The sequence below is a fragment of the Aggregatibacter aphrophilus ATCC 33389 genome (assembly GCF_900636915.1).
In the GTDB taxonomy this organism is placed as follows: domain Bacteria; phylum Pseudomonadota; class Gammaproteobacteria; order Enterobacterales; family Pasteurellaceae; genus Aggregatibacter; species Aggregatibacter aphrophilus.
Map to the genome: position 1 here is coordinate 850,959 of NZ_LR134327.1, position 15,586 is coordinate 866,544.

14 protein-coding genes are annotated in these 15,586 nt (G+C 42.0%); 10 read left to right on the forward strand and 4 right to left on the reverse strand.

What is annotated here, in order from left to right; genetic code table 11:
* Positions 1-20 precede the first annotated feature (20 nt).
* Entirely contained in the window at positions 21-233 is a 213-nt protein-coding gene (locus tag EL144_RS04130) for a heavy-metal-associated domain-containing protein (protein ID WP_005701472.1), read from the reverse strand.
* A gap of 90 nt (positions 234-323) precedes the next feature.
* Here EL144_RS04130 and EL144_RS04135 point away from each other — a divergent pair, with 90 nt between their 5' ends.
* The gene (locus EL144_RS04135; RefSeq protein WP_005704297.1) at positions 324-710 is read left to right on the forward strand and encodes a MerR family DNA-binding protein; all 387 of its coding nucleotides are present in this window, start codon (positions 324-326) and stop codon (positions 708-710) included.
* Positions 711-780: 70 nt separating this feature from the next.
* On the opposite strand, the gene tsaA is transcribed toward EL144_RS04135, so the two are convergent.
* Positions 781-1,518, reverse strand: a complete 738-nt coding sequence (gene tsaA, locus EL144_RS04140) for a tRNA (N6-threonylcarbamoyladenosine(37)-N6)-methyltransferase TrmO (RefSeq protein ID WP_005704298.1) — start codon at positions 1,516-1,518, stop codon at positions 781-783.
* 109 nt (positions 1,519-1,627) lie between these two features.
* On the opposite strand from tsaA, the gene EL144_RS04145 reads away from it, so the two are divergent.
* The 3 genes from EL144_RS04145 (at position 1,628) to EL144_RS04155 (ending at position 4,665) form a co-directional block, all read left to right on the forward strand.
* Positions 1,628-2,533, forward strand: a complete 906-nt coding sequence (locus EL144_RS04145; RefSeq protein ID WP_032995277.1) for a 1,4-dihydroxy-2-naphthoate polyprenyltransferase — start codon at positions 1,628-1,630, stop codon at positions 2,531-2,533.
* A 51-nt stretch (positions 2,534-2,584) separates the two neighbouring features.
* Complete coding sequence (gene rraA, locus EL144_RS04150; protein WP_005704300.1) at positions 2,585-3,085, forward strand: ribonuclease E activity regulator RraA; 501 nt, start codon at positions 2,585-2,587, stop codon at positions 3,083-3,085.
* 191 nt (positions 3,086-3,276) lie between these two features.
* Complete coding sequence (locus EL144_RS04155; RefSeq protein ID WP_126379400.1) at positions 3,277-4,665, forward strand: DASS family sodium-coupled anion symporter; 1,389 nt, start codon at positions 3,277-3,279, stop codon at positions 4,663-4,665.
* Positions 4,666-4,733: 68 nt separating this feature from the next.
* Here EL144_RS04155 and EL144_RS04160 read toward each other — a convergent pair whose 3' ends face one another.
* On the reverse strand, positions 4,734-5,024 hold the full coding sequence (locus EL144_RS04160; protein ID WP_005701481.1) for a YfcZ/YiiS family protein: 291 nt from the start codon (positions 5,022-5,024) through the stop codon (positions 4,734-4,736).
* 198 nt (positions 5,025-5,222) lie between these two features.
* Here EL144_RS04160 and EL144_RS04165 point away from each other — a divergent pair, with 198 nt between their 5' ends.
* The 4 genes from EL144_RS04165 (at position 5,223) to EL144_RS04180 (ending at position 8,732) form a co-directional block, all read left to right on the forward strand.
* The gene (locus EL144_RS04165; protein WP_050332865.1) at positions 5,223-6,656 is read left to right on the forward strand and encodes an outer membrane protein transport protein; all 1,434 of its coding nucleotides are present in this window, start codon (positions 5,223-5,225) and stop codon (positions 6,654-6,656) included.
* A 78-nt stretch (positions 6,657-6,734) separates the two neighbouring features.
* On the forward strand, positions 6,735-7,274 hold the full coding sequence (locus EL144_RS04170; protein WP_005704303.1) for a methylated-DNA--[protein]-cysteine S-methyltransferase: 540 nt from the start codon (positions 6,735-6,737) through the stop codon (positions 7,272-7,274).
* Complete coding sequence (gene mutH / locus EL144_RS04175; RefSeq protein ID WP_005704304.1) at positions 7,275-7,940, forward strand: DNA mismatch repair endonuclease MutH; 666 nt, start codon at positions 7,275-7,277, stop codon at positions 7,938-7,940.
* 63 nt (positions 7,941-8,003) lie between these two features.
* Positions 8,004-8,732, forward strand: a complete 729-nt coding sequence (locus EL144_RS04180; RefSeq protein WP_005704305.1) for a TerC family protein — start codon at positions 8,004-8,006, stop codon at positions 8,730-8,732.
* A 106-nt stretch (positions 8,733-8,838) separates the two neighbouring features.
* Here EL144_RS04180 and glnA read toward each other — a convergent pair whose 3' ends face one another.
* Positions 8,839-10,248: a type I glutamate--ammonia ligase gene (glnA, locus tag EL144_RS04185; RefSeq protein ID WP_005704307.1), complete on the reverse strand. Its 1,410-nt coding sequence runs from the start codon at positions 10,246-10,248 to the stop codon at positions 8,839-8,841.
* Positions 10,249-10,624: 376 nt separating this feature from the next.
* On the opposite strand from glnA, the gene typA reads away from it, so the two are divergent.
* Positions 10,625-12,475, forward strand: coding sequence for a translational GTPase TypA (typA, locus tag EL144_RS04190; RefSeq protein WP_005704308.1), 1,851 nt, complete (start codon positions 10,625-10,627; stop codon positions 12,473-12,475).
* A gap of 120 nt (positions 12,476-12,595) precedes the next feature.
* On the forward strand, positions 12,596-15,523 hold the full coding sequence (locus EL144_RS04195; RefSeq protein WP_032995278.1) for an autotransporter domain-containing protein: 2,928 nt from the start codon (positions 12,596-12,598) through the stop codon (positions 15,521-15,523).
* Positions 15,524-15,586: the final 63 nt, after the last annotated feature.

The following is a 15,586-nucleotide window of genomic DNA, read 5'->3' on the forward strand; positions in this document are numbered from 1 at the left end:
CGCGTTAACAAGCAGAAAAATTACACCACTTCGGCATCAAACCCGGCATCTTCCAGCGCTTCCACCAACGTGGCAGGTTGCACTTTATTTTCATCAAAACTCACGACCGCTTGCGCTTTTTCCAAACTTACCTCTGCGTGCGCGACACCATCTAATTCACTCAATACGCGAGTCACGTTTTTCACACAACAACCACAGGTCATGCCATCAATTTTTAGGGTTACGTTTTGCATTATTTGCTCCTTTGTTAAGTTAAACCTTGCCGACCTTGGTCGGCGAGATTAATATAAACCTTAACGTTAGGTTAAGGTCAAACACTTTTTATGAACATCAGTCAAGCAGCCAAACTCTCCGGCTTATCTGCCAAACAAATCCGTGATTACGAAAAACGGGGCTTACTCAAAGCCGGCACACGTACACTTTCAGGTTACCGCTATTATGAAGAAAACGATCTCGCCCGTTTGCGTTTTATCCGCCACTCGCGAGGCGTGGGTTTCTCCCTGCAACAAATCGCCCAATTACTTCAATTACAAGACAACCCGAATCGCAACTGCCGTGAAGTGAAACAACTTACGGCACAACATATCGAAACCCTCAATGCACAAATTCATGCACTACAAAAAATGGTGGCTGAACTCCAACGCTGGCACGACAGCTGCCAAGGCAACGACTGCCCGGAATGTTCGATTTTAGCGGGGTTGAGTGAATGAGAAAGCGGAAAAGTGCGGTGAAAATTTAAAATATTTTCTCATCAGAAATACACTTCAAAAAGTTCGCAGATTAATCTTCCTGATGATTTACTAAGGTTTCAATTTGCACGATTTCCGCCACATCCACACTCTCCGCTTTAATCCGCCATTTCACATTCAAGTCATACAACGAAATACCGTAAAGGCGGTCGGTGATTTTGCCTTGTTGGTAGGCTGGGCGGGGATCTTGTTGGATAACTTCAATAATAAAACGTTGTAAGTGCGGTCGATTTTTGCTGTGTTTTTTGACCGTACTTTCTGCTTCTGCAGTAAATTCTACGCGTAGCAACGGTTTCGGCTCGCTTTGGGCGAAACCGGAAATTGCGTTAGGTTCACTGTCCGCGTAGGCAAGATAAGGTTTAATATCAAGAATCGGTGTGCCGTCCACTAAATCTACGGCGCCGAGATGTAACAACACCTTGCCGTTTTTACATTCCACGTGGCGCAATTCCACTTTGGATAAACCAATAGGATTGGGGCGATGTGTAGAGCGCGAGGCAAACACCCCAACCCGTTGATTGCCGCCTAAGCGTGGCGGGCGCACGGTAGGATGCCATTTGCCTTGCGGGATTTGGTCAAATTGAAAAATCAGCCAAAGGTGGCTGAATTGCTCTAAACCACGGACGGCCTCGGCTTGGTTATAGGGCGGCAACAATTCAACAATGCCGGTGCCATCCTGGACCAAATTGGGTTGACGCGGTATCGAAAATTTTTCTTTGTAAGGCGTGTGAATCACAGCAACGGGCTGCAATGTGAGAGAACCGGACATATTTTCCTTAAAACAGTTAAAATCTGCAGAATAACCTTGTAGAATAGCGCCTATTTTAGCTAAAAGTGCGGTGAAAAATCGCTTTTTTTTCGTTATTCGCGTGGAAATTATGACCAAAAATACAATAAAAATGTGGATTGAGACGGCACGGCCGAAAACCTTGCCTTTGGCGTTGGCGACGATTCTAACAGGATCGGCGTTGGCTTACCGGACGGGACATTTCCATTGGGGCATCACAATATTGTGTTTATTAACCACGTTATTTCTGCAAGTCCTCTCCAACTTCGCCAATGATTACGGTGATCATCAAAAAGGCTCCGACACGGCAGAACGTATCGGACCGCTACGCGGCATTCAACAAGGTGCTATTTCTGCTACACAGTTGAAAAAAGGGCTTTATGTCATGATTGCCTTGAGTTTCCTTTGCGGCGCATTATTGATCGGCATTGCCTACCAAAATGTGAGTGACTTAATCGCCTTCTCGCTTCTCGGCGTGTTAGCTATTGTTGCCGCCATCACCTATACCGTGGGCAACAAACCTTATGGTTATTTAGGTTTAGGCGATATTTCCGTGTTGATTTTCTTCGGGTTATTGGGCATCGGCGGAACCTATTATCTGCAAGTGCATGATTTCTCCGCTGTCATTTTACTTCCTGCCATTGCGAGCGGTTTACTCGCTACAGCCGTATTAAATATCAATAACTTGCGTGATATTGAACAAGATCGCAAAGCAGGCAAAAACACCCTTACAGTGCGCCTAGGCCCGCATAACGGGCGGATTTATCATTGTATTTTACTTGCTGTTGCAGCATTGTTTTATTTGCTCTTTGCCTTGTTCAACTTACACCATCTGCCTGGCTTTATTTTTCTGTTAACTTATCCGCTTCTGCTTAAACATGCCCTGTTTGTGTATTCTCACAAAGAGCCAACTGCGCTACGCCCAATGTTAGCGCAAATGTCGTTGATTGCGTTATTTACCAATGCGTTATTTAGTTTAGGCTTGCTTATCGGTTAACGATCGGACTATACTAGCCCGCAGTATTCATCTTAAAAAATAGGGTCTTTTATGTACATTGATACTTCAGAACTTTGCGATATTTACCTTGATCAAGTGGATGTTGTTGAACCCATTTTCTCCAGTTTTGGCGGACTAAGTTCGTTCCACGGCAAAATCACTACTGTGAAATGCTTTGAGAATAACGGATTAATCGCCGATCTGTTGGAAGAAAACGGTGAAGGTCGAGTGTTATTGGTTGATGGCGGTGGTGCTGTACGCCGTGCATTGATTGATGCGGAATTGGCACAATTGGCCGCCGATAATAACTGGGAAGGGATTATCGTTTATGGTGCAGTGCGTCAAATTCAGCAATTGGAAAATATCGATATCGGCATTCAAGCCCTCGCACCGATTCCGGTAGGCGCAGACGAAGGCAACCACGGTGAAACGGACGTCCCGGTGAATTTTGGTGGCGTAACGTTCTTCCCTGAAGATTATGTTTATGCGGATTTAACCGGCATTATTCTCTCGCAAGAGCCGTTAGATTTAGATGAACCGGAACAAGAATAAACGCCTGTAAAAAGAGATTCCAACAAAGTGCGGTCGAAATTTTTATCATTTCAACCGCACTTTTTTTGCGCGACTTCACAAATCCGTAAAAAAAGCATTGCTTTTTATCAATGCAATGATAATTTTCTAACATATTGTTTACATAATTAGACAATATGTCGATCTTCTATTTTATTTAAAAGGACAAAATCATGAGCAACACAACCCTAAATAAAAATGGGATCAATAAAAGCGTGATTATCTTAATTTCTGCGGTTATTCTATTTTTTGTTTTACTTTATACATTGCCTTTCGATCGGAATGCCAATAGCGGCTTGGCATTATTAGCGTTAATTGCTGTATTATGGCTAACTGAAGCATTACACGTTACCATCACTGCCTTAATGGTGCCGTTATTGGCGATTTTCCTAGGTTTGGTAAACACCAGCACAGCGCTCGCCACCTTTGCCGACCCGAACATTTTCCTTTTCTTCGGCGGTTTCGCACTTGCCACTGCCTTACATATTCAGCAATTAGATAAAATGATTGCGAATAAAATCATGGCATTAGCAAAAGGAAAGTTATCTGTTGCCATCATGTATTTATTCTCGGTCACGGCGTTTTTATCCATGTGGGTCAGCAACACCGCCACTGCAGCCATGATGTTGCCTCTCGCTATGGGTGTATTAAGTCTAGATCGCAACACAGAACATAACACCTATGTTTTTGTACTCTTAGGGATTGCCTACAGCGCCAGCATCGGCGGTATGGGAACCTTGGTCGGTAGCCCACCAAATAACATCGTTGCAACACAATTACACCTTACCTTTGCCGACTGGTTATGGTATGGCTTGCCGATTATGTTAATCCTTATGCCATTAATGATCGGTACACTTTACATTGTGTTCAAACCGAAGTTAAACATGCGTTTTGAACAAGAATTTGAAAAAGTGGAAATGAACAAATCCCGCTGGATCACATTAGGTATCTTCGTATTCATCGCCTTAAGCTGGGTATTTAGTAGCCAAATGAATCCGATACTTTCCGGTCTACTCGGTCTCACCGGTAAAATCGGTAGTTTCGATAGCGTTATCGCATTAGCGGCAGCGGTCATTATTTGTATCACCGGTGTAGCCAACTGGAAACAAATTCAAGACAACACAGACTGGGGCGTATTAATGCTGTTCGGTGGTGGTTTAACCTTAAGTGCGGTATTAAAAAATTCCGGTGCCAGCAAAATCTTAGCCGACGGCATCGTATTTTTAATTGAAGGAGGCCACTTCTATCTCATTGGCTTATTGGTTGCCGCTTTCATAATTTTCTTAACAGAATTTACATCCAATATCGCCAGTGCAGCCTTATTAGTGCCTATCTTTATTTCCATCGCACAATCTTTAGGTATGCCGGAAATCGGTCTCGCCTTGATCATCGGCTTAGGCGCCTCTTGTGCCTTCATGTTACCGGTCGCCACCCCGCCGAATGCTATTGTTTTCGGCACCGGTGAAGTGAAACAAAGCGAAATGGTACGCGTTGGATTTATATTGAATATCATCTGCGTTCTCGTTATTGCAACCATTGGTTATTTTTTCTGGTTGAACTAGCAGCATCGACTCAATATAGGACAAATAATGTAATAAAGGCACAGATTTCTAATCTGTGCCTTTATTAATTAACGAGTGGAAAGTTGGAAAATCATGGATTCTGCTTGGCAACTAAACTCAAATTGTGCTTTCAATTTATAGCCATTTTCTACCGCACTTATGTCACTGGTAATATGGCAAGGATCACTTTCTGCCGCTTTGGCTTTCTCTGTTAAATAGTTTAGCGCCTCTTTGGCTAATTCTTCCGTAGCGTAAACTTGTTCAAAATCAATGGTGCAATCAGAACCATCAATCACGGTTCCCACATCTACACAGCAACACACTTTGGCTTCTTCTGCTTGGCATTTTAAGCTACTCATATTTTCTCCTTTATAAAATCAGTTGAAGCTTTCAACTATTTTAACATTATTAAAATTTAATACAAAATTTGACCGCACTTTTCTTGTGTTACTGGTCTGAACACTTTAGTAAAAACAAAAAGAACATTGCTCCTTGGTAGTCTGTTTTTTAGAATGGTTCGCTTTCCTAAGAAACAGCAACCAATTAAAGGTAATAGAATGAAAACTAACAAATTTACAAATACATTTATTTCTACTCTTCTCCTTGGTGCAGCTAGCGGTGCATCCGCTGCAGCATTCCAATTGGCAGAAGTGTCCACTTCAGGCTTAGGCCGTGCCTATGCCGGTGAAGCTGCTATGGCAGGCAACGCTTCTGTTGTCGCGACTAACCCGGCATTAATGAGCCTCTTTAAGCAAAACGAATTCTCTGCCGGTGGCATTTATGTAGATTCTAGAATTCATATGAGTGGCCCAGTAAAGGCCTCTACGGCAAGCGGGCTAACCCTCGCAACCGGAAACGCAAATGCGCCTAGCGTTGTTCCTGGTGCATTTATTCCAAACATGTATTTTGTCTCTCCTATCAATGACAAATTTGCTTTAGGTGCGGGAATGAATGTTAACTTTGGTTTAAAAAGTGAATACTCACGTGACTATGATGCTGGTATTTTCGGTGGTATAACCGATTTAACGACAATCAATTTAAACCTAAGTGGTTCATACAAAATTACCGACAACTTAACTGCCGGTTTAGGAATTAATAGTGTATACGCAAAGGCAGAACTTGATCGTACTCCAGGGATTGCGATTACCGGTGTAAAAAATATGCTTGCGAAAATGGGCGAAAACAATGTAAAAAGTCTATTAAGCGCGAGAATCAGAGCGCAAAACCCAAATGTTCCACAAGCAGTAGCCGATGCTTTAGCACAAAAAACGATTAATAATTTAAAAAATTTAGATAAAAATGATTCCCTTGTTCATTTAAAAGATAATGCTTGGGGATTTGGTTGGAATGCCGGTTTTGTATATGAATTTAACCAAGATAATCGTTTTGGTTTGGCCTATCATTCCAAAATCGATATTGACTTCACCGACCGCAATGCACTTAGCTTACAACAACATCAGGGTGTATTAACCCCTTATATCAGCGAAGGTAGCCTAACCTTAAAATTACCAGCTTACTGGGAGTTCTCCGGTTTCCATCAATTAACTGATCTTTGGGCTGTTCATTATAGCTATAAATATACGGAATGGAGCCGCTTCAAAGAATTACGTGGCACATACCAAGATGGTTCAGGTTATGAAGCTTTTGTGAAAAAAGAAGAATACAAAAACAATTCTCGCTTTGCTATCGGTACAACCTACAATATCAATGATGCATTAACTTTACGTGCAGGTTTGGCTTACGATAAAGCTGCAAGCAAAGCATATTTATCTGCATCAATCCCGGATACCGACCGTATGTGGTATAGCTTAGGTGCAACCTATAAATTTACACCGGATTTATCTGTTGATGTTGGTTTCTCCCATCTACGTGGCAAGAAAAAACACTTTGTTGAAACGCAACGCATTAAAGGTTTGCTTGTTGTAGAAGCGGATTACGCTACAAAAGCCTCCGCAAATCTCTATGGTTTAAACCTAAATTATCGTTTCTAATTTAAACGAAAATTGAACATCATAAGCGCGTCGGATAAAATCGAACGCGCTTTTTTTGTAATAAAATGAGGCAGTGTAATGACTGATATTTTTTACTCATACTATCAATCCCCCATCGGCAAGCTATTAATGCTGGCGGAAAATGATACGCTCACCAATTTAGACTTAGAATTAGAACAAACCGCACCGAATCCGAAATGGATTGAAAATAATGCGTTACCGTTATTCATCCAAGTAAAACAAGCCTTAGATCGTTATTTTAACGGTGAAAAAGAAACCTTTTCTACTATCCCATTAGCGCCTAAAGGCACTGATTTTCAACAACGTATTTGGCAGGCCTTATGTAAAATTACTTACGGACAAACGGCCAGTTATAGCGGCTTAGCAGAGTTAATTAACAACCCGAAAGCAGTACGTGCCGTAGGTGGTGCTGTGGGAAGTAATCCGATTAGTATCATTATCCCTTGTCATCGTGTCTTAGGCAAAAGTTGTGCCATTACAGGTTTTGGTGGCGGTCTACCAGCCAAGCGTTATTTACTCAATTTGGAAGGAATTCCTTTTGTTGATAAAGGCGTGGAATACGTTAAACAAAAATTACTGAAAAAATACCGCACTTAAATGATCCAAACCGAACAACAGTTATTAGCCCGTGCACAATCTATTGCCGGTATGACCTTTGGCGAATTAGCGCAACAATTACAGATCCCCGTTCCACCAAATTTAAAGCGAGATAAAGGCTGGGTAGGGATTCTCATTGAAATGGCTCTTGGTGCGACTGCCGGCAGCAAAGCCGAACAGGATTTTGAGCATTTAGGCATTGAATTAAAAACCATCCCGATTAATGCACAAGGTTTTCCATTAGAGACCACGTTCGTCAGCCTCGCACCGTTAATCCAAAATAGTGGTGTGAATTGGCAAAACTCACATGTAAGACACAAATTATCTAAAGTGTTATGGATCCCGATTGAAGGAGAGCGACACATTCCTTTGGCCGAACGACACATAGGCGCACCGATTTTATGGCAACCTAGTCCCCATCAAGAAGCACGTTTACGGCAAGATTGGGAAGAATTAATGGATTACATCGTGTTAGGCAAATTAGATCAGATCACTGCTCGTTTAGGTGATGTATTGCAACTCCGTCCCAAAGGCGCTAATAGTAAAGCCTTAACTAAAGGCATTGGCAAAAACGGGGAGATTATCGATACACTCCCACTTGGGTTTTACTTGCGCAAAGCATTCACCCACGAAATTTTACAGCAATTTATTCAACAAACGATTTAGCACTTTTCATTTTCTTCACAAAGCTATATGATCGCGCCCCTATTATTCTCTTAAGGAAAGTATATGTTGGAATGGCTGAGCAACCCAGAATCATTGGTTGCACTTTTAACCCTAACTGCACTGGAAATTGTTCTGGGCATTGATAACATTATTTTAATCAGCATTTTAGTTGCCCGTTTACCGGAAAAACAACGCCAACCGGGGCGAATTATCGGTTTATCCCTTGCAATGGGAACCCGAATTTTACTCCTTCTTACTCTATCCTGGATGATGCGTCTTACCGAGCCATTATTCTCGCTTTTTGACAAAGGTTTCTCAGGGCGTGATTTAATCTTATTTTTCGGAGGATTATTCCTTATTATTAAAAGCACCGGCGAACTACGTGAGGCAATTCAAGCCCGCCATGAAGAACACGAAGAACACAACACCAAGAAAAACGTCAGTTTCTTTGCTGTATTAATTCAAATAGCCTTGCTGGATATTGTGTTTTCCCTTGACTCCGTTATTACTGCCGTAGGTATGGTAAACCAAGTCCCGGTAATGGTTGCCGCAATCGTTATTGCCGTTGGTATGATGATGTTTGCCGCCAAGCCCATTGGCGATTTTGTGGAAAATTACCCAACTTTTAAAGTATTAGCACTGGCGTTCTTAATTTTAATCGGTGTGGCATTAATCGTCGAAAGTCTCGGTATCCATGTGCCGAAAGCCTACATTTATTTCGCAATGGGTTTCTCCGTATTTGTGGAAGCACTCAATACAAAAATGCGAAAAAATTTAGCTAAACAACACTAAATTAATCATGTAAAAGTGCGGTCAAAAATTCATTCATTTTTTTTGACCGCACTTTCTAAGCAAAAAATAAAGGCGGTATCAAACCGCCTTTTCTTTTTTCATTTAATTAGTAATACATTTCAAATTCTACCGGATGTGGTGTCATATTCAAACGTTCAACTTCTTTACGTTTAATGCCGATAAAGGCGTGAATGAAATCTTTCGTGAAAACATTACCTTGGGTTAAGAATTCAAAATCGTTTTCCAGTGCGTTCAATGCTTCTTCTAATGAACTTGCGACAGCAGGAATATCTTTTAATTCTTCTGGTGGCAAATCATAAAGATTTTTATCCATGGCATCACCCGGATGAATTCTATTCACCACGCCATCCAAGCCCGCCATTAACAGCGCAGCAAAAGCCAAATACGGGTTAGCCAACGGATCCGGGAAGCGAGCTTCCACACGAATGGCTTTCGGACTGGTCACGGCAGGAATACGAATCGACGCCGAACGGTTGCTTGCGGAATACGCCAATAACACCGGTGCTTCAAATCCCGGCACCAAACGTTTGTAAGAGTTGGTGCTTGGGTTAGTGAATGCATTTAAGGCTTTCGCATGTTTGATGATGCCGCCGATGTAATAAAGTGCAGTTTCGGAAAGGCCCGCATATTTATCCCCTTGGAAAATATTTTTGCCGTCTTTGTTCAAGGACATATTACAGTGCATACCCGAACCGTTATCACCGGTAATCGGTTTCGGCATGAAACAGGCCGTTTTGCCGTGCTCATACGCCACATTATGTACGATGTATTTATAAATTTGTGTTTCATCCGCTTTCAACGTTAAGGTGTTGAACTTGGTCGCAATTTCATTTTGACCGGCAGTTGCCACTTCGTGATGGTGCGCTTCAATTACCAAGCCCATTTCTTCCATTAACAAACACATTTCGGAACGAATATCATGTGCCGTATCATTTGGCGCCACCGCACAATAGCCACCTTTTTTCAGCGGACGATACGCATTGTTACCGTTCTCATAACGTTTGTTGGTGTTCCACGCCGCTTCAATGTCATCCACTTGGTAAGAATTGCCGTTCATTGACACATCAAAACGCACGTCATCAAAGAGGAAAAACTCCGGTTCCGGTCCGAAGAAGGCTTGATCCGCCACGCCGATAGAGCGCATATAATTTTCTGCACGAAGTGCGATAGAACGCGGGTCACGATCATAGCTTTGCATGGTGGTCGGTTCAAAAATACTACAACGCAAAGAAAGGGTTGGGATTTGTGCAAAAGGATCTACTACGGCAGTTTCGGCAATCGGCATTAATAACATATCCGCCTTATTAATCGCCTTCCAGCCCTCAACAGATGAACCATCAAACATTTTGCCATCTTCAAACAAATCTTCATCAATTAGATTTACCGGCAAGGAAACACCGTGTTCTTTACCCTGAATATCGGTAAAACGGAGTAACACAAACTTGATGTCATTTTCTTCAATGAGCTTAAATACATTCGCAATCGCATTGGACATATAAGTAAATCCTCTAAATAGACGTGAGTTAATAATGAAAAAAACGCATATAAAGTAACATATCATCCATGAAAACTCAATGAATTTTAAATAAAAACAAATAGGATAAATAAATAATTAAATAAAATTTAAATGTTTAATAAAATAAAAATATTAATATCAAAAAATAATTTCATTTATTAAATTTGGTTTATTTAATGCAACAAATTTTTAATCCCTTCATAAAACAGGACTTTTTATTGTTCAAATTTTCTCCATTTATTCATGGCAGCCCCCAGTAAAAAGTTGTATAATCTGCGCCCTTCGCATTTTTGGCGACAAAAGTGCGGTCAGAAAATCAAATATTTTATCATTAGCTTAGGCTTAAGAATTCTCAATGACAGATCAAATAGACATTAACAAACTGCGTAATATCGCAATTATTGCCCACGTTGACCACGGCAAAACCACATTAGTCGATAAATTATTACAACAATCCGGTACCTTCGATGCCACCCGCGGTGATGCGGATGAGCGCGTTATGGACTCTAACGATATCGAAAAAGAACGCGGCATTACCATTTTAGCCAAAAATACTGCCATCAATTGGAACGGCTACCGTATTAACATTGTAGACACCCCGGGACACGCGGACTTCGGCGGTGAAGTAGAACGCGTATTATCCATGGTGGACTGCGTATTATTGGTAGTAGATGCATTTGACGGCCCAATGCCACAAACCCGCTTCGTGACCCAAAAAGCGTTTGCCCACGGTTTAAAACCAATCGTGGTCATCAACAAAGTTGACCGCCCCGGCGCACGCCCTGACTGGGTAGTGGATCAAGTGTTCGATTTATTCGTAAACCTTGGTGCCACTGATGAACAATTAGACTTCCCGATTATTTACGCTTCTGCCTTAAACGGCGTTGCTGGCTTAGATCACGATGATTTAGCTACCGACATGATCCCTTTATTTGAAGCAATCATCGAACACGTTGAGCCACCAAAAGTGGAGCTTAATGCACCGTTCCAAATGCAAATTTCCCAATTAGACTACAACAACTATGTTGGTGTTATCGGTGTCGGCCGTATTAAACGTGGCACGGTAAAACCTAACCAAAGCGTAACAATCATTGACAGCTTTGGTAAAGCCCGCAACGGTAAAATCGGTCAGGTATTGGGACACCTTGGGTTACAACGCTACGAAGAAGATATCGCTAGCGCAGGTGACATTGTTGCCATTACAGGGCTTGGTGAACTCAATATTTCAGACACAATTTGCGACATTAACAACGTAGAAGCCTTGCCGGCATTAAGCGTTGATGAACCAACTGTAACCATGTTCTTCTGTGTAAACACTTCTCCGTTCTGTGGTAAAGAAGGTAAATATGTGACATCCCGTCAAATTTTGGAACGCTTAAACAAAGAACTAGTACACAATGTGGCATTACGTGTGGAAGAAACTCCAAACCCGGATGAATTCCGTGTTTCCGGTCGTGGCGAATTGCATTTATCCGTATTAATCGAAAATATGCGTCGCGAAGGCTATGAATTAGCCGTATCGCGCCCGAAAGTTATCTTCAAACAAGTTGACGGACACAAACAAGAGCCGTTTGAACAAGTGACTATCGACATTGAAGAACAACATCAAGGTGCAGTAATGGAAGCCCTTGGCATTCGTAAAGGCGAAGTAAAAGACATGGTGCCGGATGGCAAAGGTCGTACTCGTTTAGAATATGTGATCCCAAGCCGTGGCTTAATCGGCTTCCGTAACGAATTCATGACGATGACTTCAGGAACAGGTCTACTCTACTCCAGCTTCAGTCATTACGACGACGTGAAACCAGGTGAAATCGGTCAGCGTAAAAATGGTGTATTAATTTCTAACGCCACTGGCAAAGCCTTGGCTTATGCCTTATGGGGATTACAAGAGCGCGGTAAATTGATGATCGATCACGGTACCGAAGTGTACGAAGGTCAAATCATCGGTATTCACAGCCGTTCCAACGACTTAACCGTGAACTGCTTGCAAGGGAAAAAACTCACCAACATGCGCGCCTCCGGTAAGGATGATGCAATTGCACTCACCACACCAATCAAACTTAGCCTTGAACAAGCTATTGAATTTATTGATGACGATGAATTAGTAGAAATAACCCCACAATCTATTCGTATCCGTAAAAAATTATTAACTGAAATGGATCGCAAGCGAGCCAATCGGACAACAACTAGCACAAGCATGCATTAATTGATTTCGCATAAAAAAGTGCGGTGAATTTTTCAGATATTTCTGAGAAATTTGCCGCATTTTTGTGTATAATGGTCAGTAAAATTATTTTCAATAACAACTTGATAACCTAAGATCTTTATGAAAAACCTACTCAAACCTTTTAGCCACACGCTCGTAGCCTCTGCAATCGCAATGGCTTTCAGTCAACCTGTTTTGGCATCCAATATTCAGAGCAATACTAATCAACAGCAGCCCCGTGATCTGAATAAGAATAAAGGGAAACCAGTCACCAATGTTCAGCAGCAAAGTAAAAAACCTAATACCAAGAATACCAAGGTAAGTACAACCAGTGTTCAAAATGAACGTTCAGAAATTGAACGAATTACCTATGAACAGAAAATTGCCCGTCAAAAAGCTGAAGATGAACGTAAGCAAGCTGAAGCAATTGCTACTGCCCAAATAAAACAAGAACAGCAACGTCGCTTAATTGAAGAGCAAAAAAAAGCACAAGAAGATGCCCCACTTATTGCACGCGAATATCAAGAAGCAAAACGCATAGCACAACAACAGGAAATTACACGTCAACAGATAGAAGAAACCCGTCAACAGGCGCTCACCGAGCAACGTAAAAAACAAGATACTGCTCGTCTTGAACACGAACAAATGGTATTAGCGCAACAGCTTGCCCATAAAAAAGCAGAAGAAACTGCCCGTCGACACGCAGCAGAAGAACAACAAAGACAAGCAGAATTGGCTCGACTTAAGAATGAAATGATTGTCCGAGAGCAAGAAGTTGCACGTCAAAAAATTGAAGCTGCCGCTTTACAAAAAGCGATCTACGAACAGCGCAAAAAAGCAGAAGTTGCCCGCATTAAACGGGAACTGATTATCCGTGAACAAGATTTAGTCCAACAAAAAACTGACGATAAACTGCGCCAACAACCGATTGAAGAACAACGTCAGAAAGAAGAACAAGCTCGTATTGAACAAGAGCGATTAGAGGCAGAACGTGTTGCACGTGAACAGGAAATTGCCCGCCAAAAAGCCGAAGAGACCCGCAAAAAGTCAGAAGAAATAGCTCGTCGTGAACGTGAACGTCTAGCACGCGAACAGGAAATCGCCCGTCAAAAAGCAGAGGAAGAAGATCGTCAACGCGCGCTTGAGGAACAACGTAGAAAAGAAGAAGCCGCTCGCATTGAACGCGAACATCAAGAAGCTGAACGTGTTGCCCGTGAAGAAAAACTGGCTAAACAAAAAGCCGAAGAAGAACGCAAGCAAGCGGAAGAAGCTGCGCGTATTGAACAACAACGTATAGAAGCAGAACGTGTCGCTCGCGAACAAGAAATCGCCCGTCAAAAAGCCGAAGAAGAGCGTAAGCAAGCGGAAGAAGCTGCGCGGATTGAACAGCAGCGTATAGAAGCAGAACGTATTGCTCGCGAACAAGAAATTGCTCGTCAAAAAGCCGAAGAAGAGCGTAAGCAAGCCGAAGAAACTGCGCGGATTGAACAACAACGTGTAGACGCGGAACGTGTCGCTCGCGAACAAGAAATTGCTCGTCAAAAAGCTGAAGAAGAGCGTAAGCAAGCCGAAGAAGCTGCGCGGATTGAACAGCAGCGTGTAGAAGCGGAACGTATCGCTCGCGAACAAGAAATTGCTCGTCAAAAAGCTGAAGAAGAGCGTAAGCAAGCCGAAGAAGCTGCGCGGATTGAACAACAACGTGTAGACGCGGAACGTGTCGCTCGCGAACAAGAAATTGCCCATCAAAAAGCCGAGAAAGAACACAAACAAGCCGAAGCAGAACATAATCAAGCGGAAGAAATAAATCAGATTGTAAAAGAGCAAGAAGTCGTTCCAGAAACAGCTAACGATGGTGAAGTAGCTAATGTCGAACAGCATCCTGAAATACAAGAAACAGTGAAAGAAACACAGAATATCTCTGTTAACCCTGAAGGTGAGAGCGAAATTGCCAATACACTAGCTAGTGATAAACAGCCAATCCCAACCGTAGAAGAGTCGGTAGCTCCAACGAATAATTCACCGGAAAATACACAAGCGGAGGCAGATGTTACTAAAGAAGTTGCTATTGAAACACAACCATCACTAGAATTATTAGGTGCTGTTGAAACATCAGCTGTACAATTATCACCAGAAGAAACGCCACAATATAACGAAGCTCAAAAAACTCAAGCATTAGCCGACAGACAAAAAGAGATGGCGGCAGCAAATGCTATGGTTTCCGATGTGTCCATCATTACCGCATTAAACTTAGATCTTGCAGGTCGTATGGACAGACGTTTAGACAGAACCAATTTCTATCGTCCGTTAGGTGGTGTATGGGTTGAATACGCTAATAATGATGTGCATGCTAATAATGGCGACTACCGCAATTATAGAAGCCAAAGTAACCAAATTACGTTAGGTAATGATGAAGCCGAATTAGATAACGGTGTTATTTTGGGCGGTACATTAACTCATGCGAAAAATAACAATAAATATGGTTCACTGAATGGTTCCGGCCATCTCACCATGTTAACAGCCTACGCTAAACAAAACTTTGAAGAGTATAGCAAAGCAATTGATATTAGTTATGGTTGGTCAAGCAGTAAAATTGCAGAAAGCAAATTTAAACGCAAGATCATCAGTGTAGGAATGAATTTTGCTTATGACTTTGAATTTGAAGATTTCAAAGTCACACCAATTTGGGGACTTCGTTATCATCAGATAAGTGCAACCAGCGGTGAAGTCAATGGCCTTGTAGTAAGAAGTCCAAGTTTGAGTTTAGTGGCTTATCACGCAGGTGTAAAAGTAAGTAACACCTTTAATGTAGATGGCGTAGAAGTCACACCAGCCTTCTCCTCTTACTATGTGACAACTTTAGGTAAATCTTACGGACAAAATATTAACGGACAAGAATTCCAACAAAAAGTAGGGACCTATTTCTATAATGATGTCAGCTTAGGCGTTGGTATTCAAGATTGGAAAGTATCAGCCTATGCCGGATTTAATCGTGGTAAGCATGGTGAAAAACAAAATCAATTGGGTGTAAAACTCAACTACTACTGGTAAAAAACACCGGTAAAAATATCGAGAGAAATGACCGTACTTTGATCTTAAAAAATTAAAGTGCAG

What these genes read in the sequence shown, in the direction of transcription:
- rraA (WP_005704300.1), top strand. Translation starts at nt 2,585, where the DNA reads ATGTACATTGATACTTCAGAACTTTGCGATATTTACCTTGATCAAGTG.
- EL144_RS04170 (WP_005704303.1), top strand. Translation starts at nt 6,735, where the DNA reads ATGACTGATATTTTTTACTCATACTATCAATCCCCCATCGGCAAGCTA.
- EL144_RS04160 (WP_005701481.1), bottom strand. Translation starts at nt 5,024, where the DNA reads ATGAGTAGCTTAAAATGCCAAGCAGAAGAAGCCAAAGTGTGTTGCTGT.
- EL144_RS04165 (WP_050332865.1), top strand. Translation starts at nt 5,223, where the DNA reads ATGAAAACTAACAAATTTACAAATACATTTATTTCTACTCTTCTCCTT.
- EL144_RS04145 (WP_032995277.1), top strand. Translation starts at nt 1,628, where the DNA reads ATGACCAAAAATACAATAAAAATGTGGATTGAGACGGCACGGCCGAAA.
- EL144_RS04195 (WP_032995278.1), top strand. Translation starts at nt 12,596, where the DNA reads ATGAAAAACCTACTCAAACCTTTTAGCCACACGCTCGTAGCCTCTGCA.
- EL144_RS04180 (WP_005704305.1), top strand. Translation starts at nt 8,004, where the DNA reads ATGTTGGAATGGCTGAGCAACCCAGAATCATTGGTTGCACTTTTAACC.
- EL144_RS04130 (WP_005701472.1), bottom strand. Translation starts at nt 233, where the DNA reads ATGCAAAACGTAACCCTAAAAATTGATGGCATGACCTGTGGTTGTTGT.
- EL144_RS04155 (WP_126379400.1), top strand. Translation starts at nt 3,277, where the DNA reads ATGAGCAACACAACCCTAAATAAAAATGGGATCAATAAAAGCGTGATT.
- mutH (WP_005704304.1), top strand. Translation starts at nt 7,275, where the DNA reads ATGATCCAAACCGAACAACAGTTATTAGCCCGTGCACAATCTATTGCC.
- EL144_RS04135 (WP_005704297.1), top strand. Translation starts at nt 324, where the DNA reads ATGAACATCAGTCAAGCAGCCAAACTCTCCGGCTTATCTGCCAAACAA.
- tsaA (WP_005704298.1), bottom strand. Translation starts at nt 1,518, where the DNA reads ATGTCCGGTTCTCTCACATTGCAGCCCGTTGCTGTGATTCACACGCCT.
- typA (WP_005704308.1), top strand. Translation starts at nt 10,625, where the DNA reads ATGACAGATCAAATAGACATTAACAAACTGCGTAATATCGCAATTATT.
- glnA (WP_005704307.1), bottom strand. Translation starts at nt 10,248, where the DNA reads ATGTCCAATGCGATTGCGAATGTATTTAAGCTCATTGAAGAAAATGAC.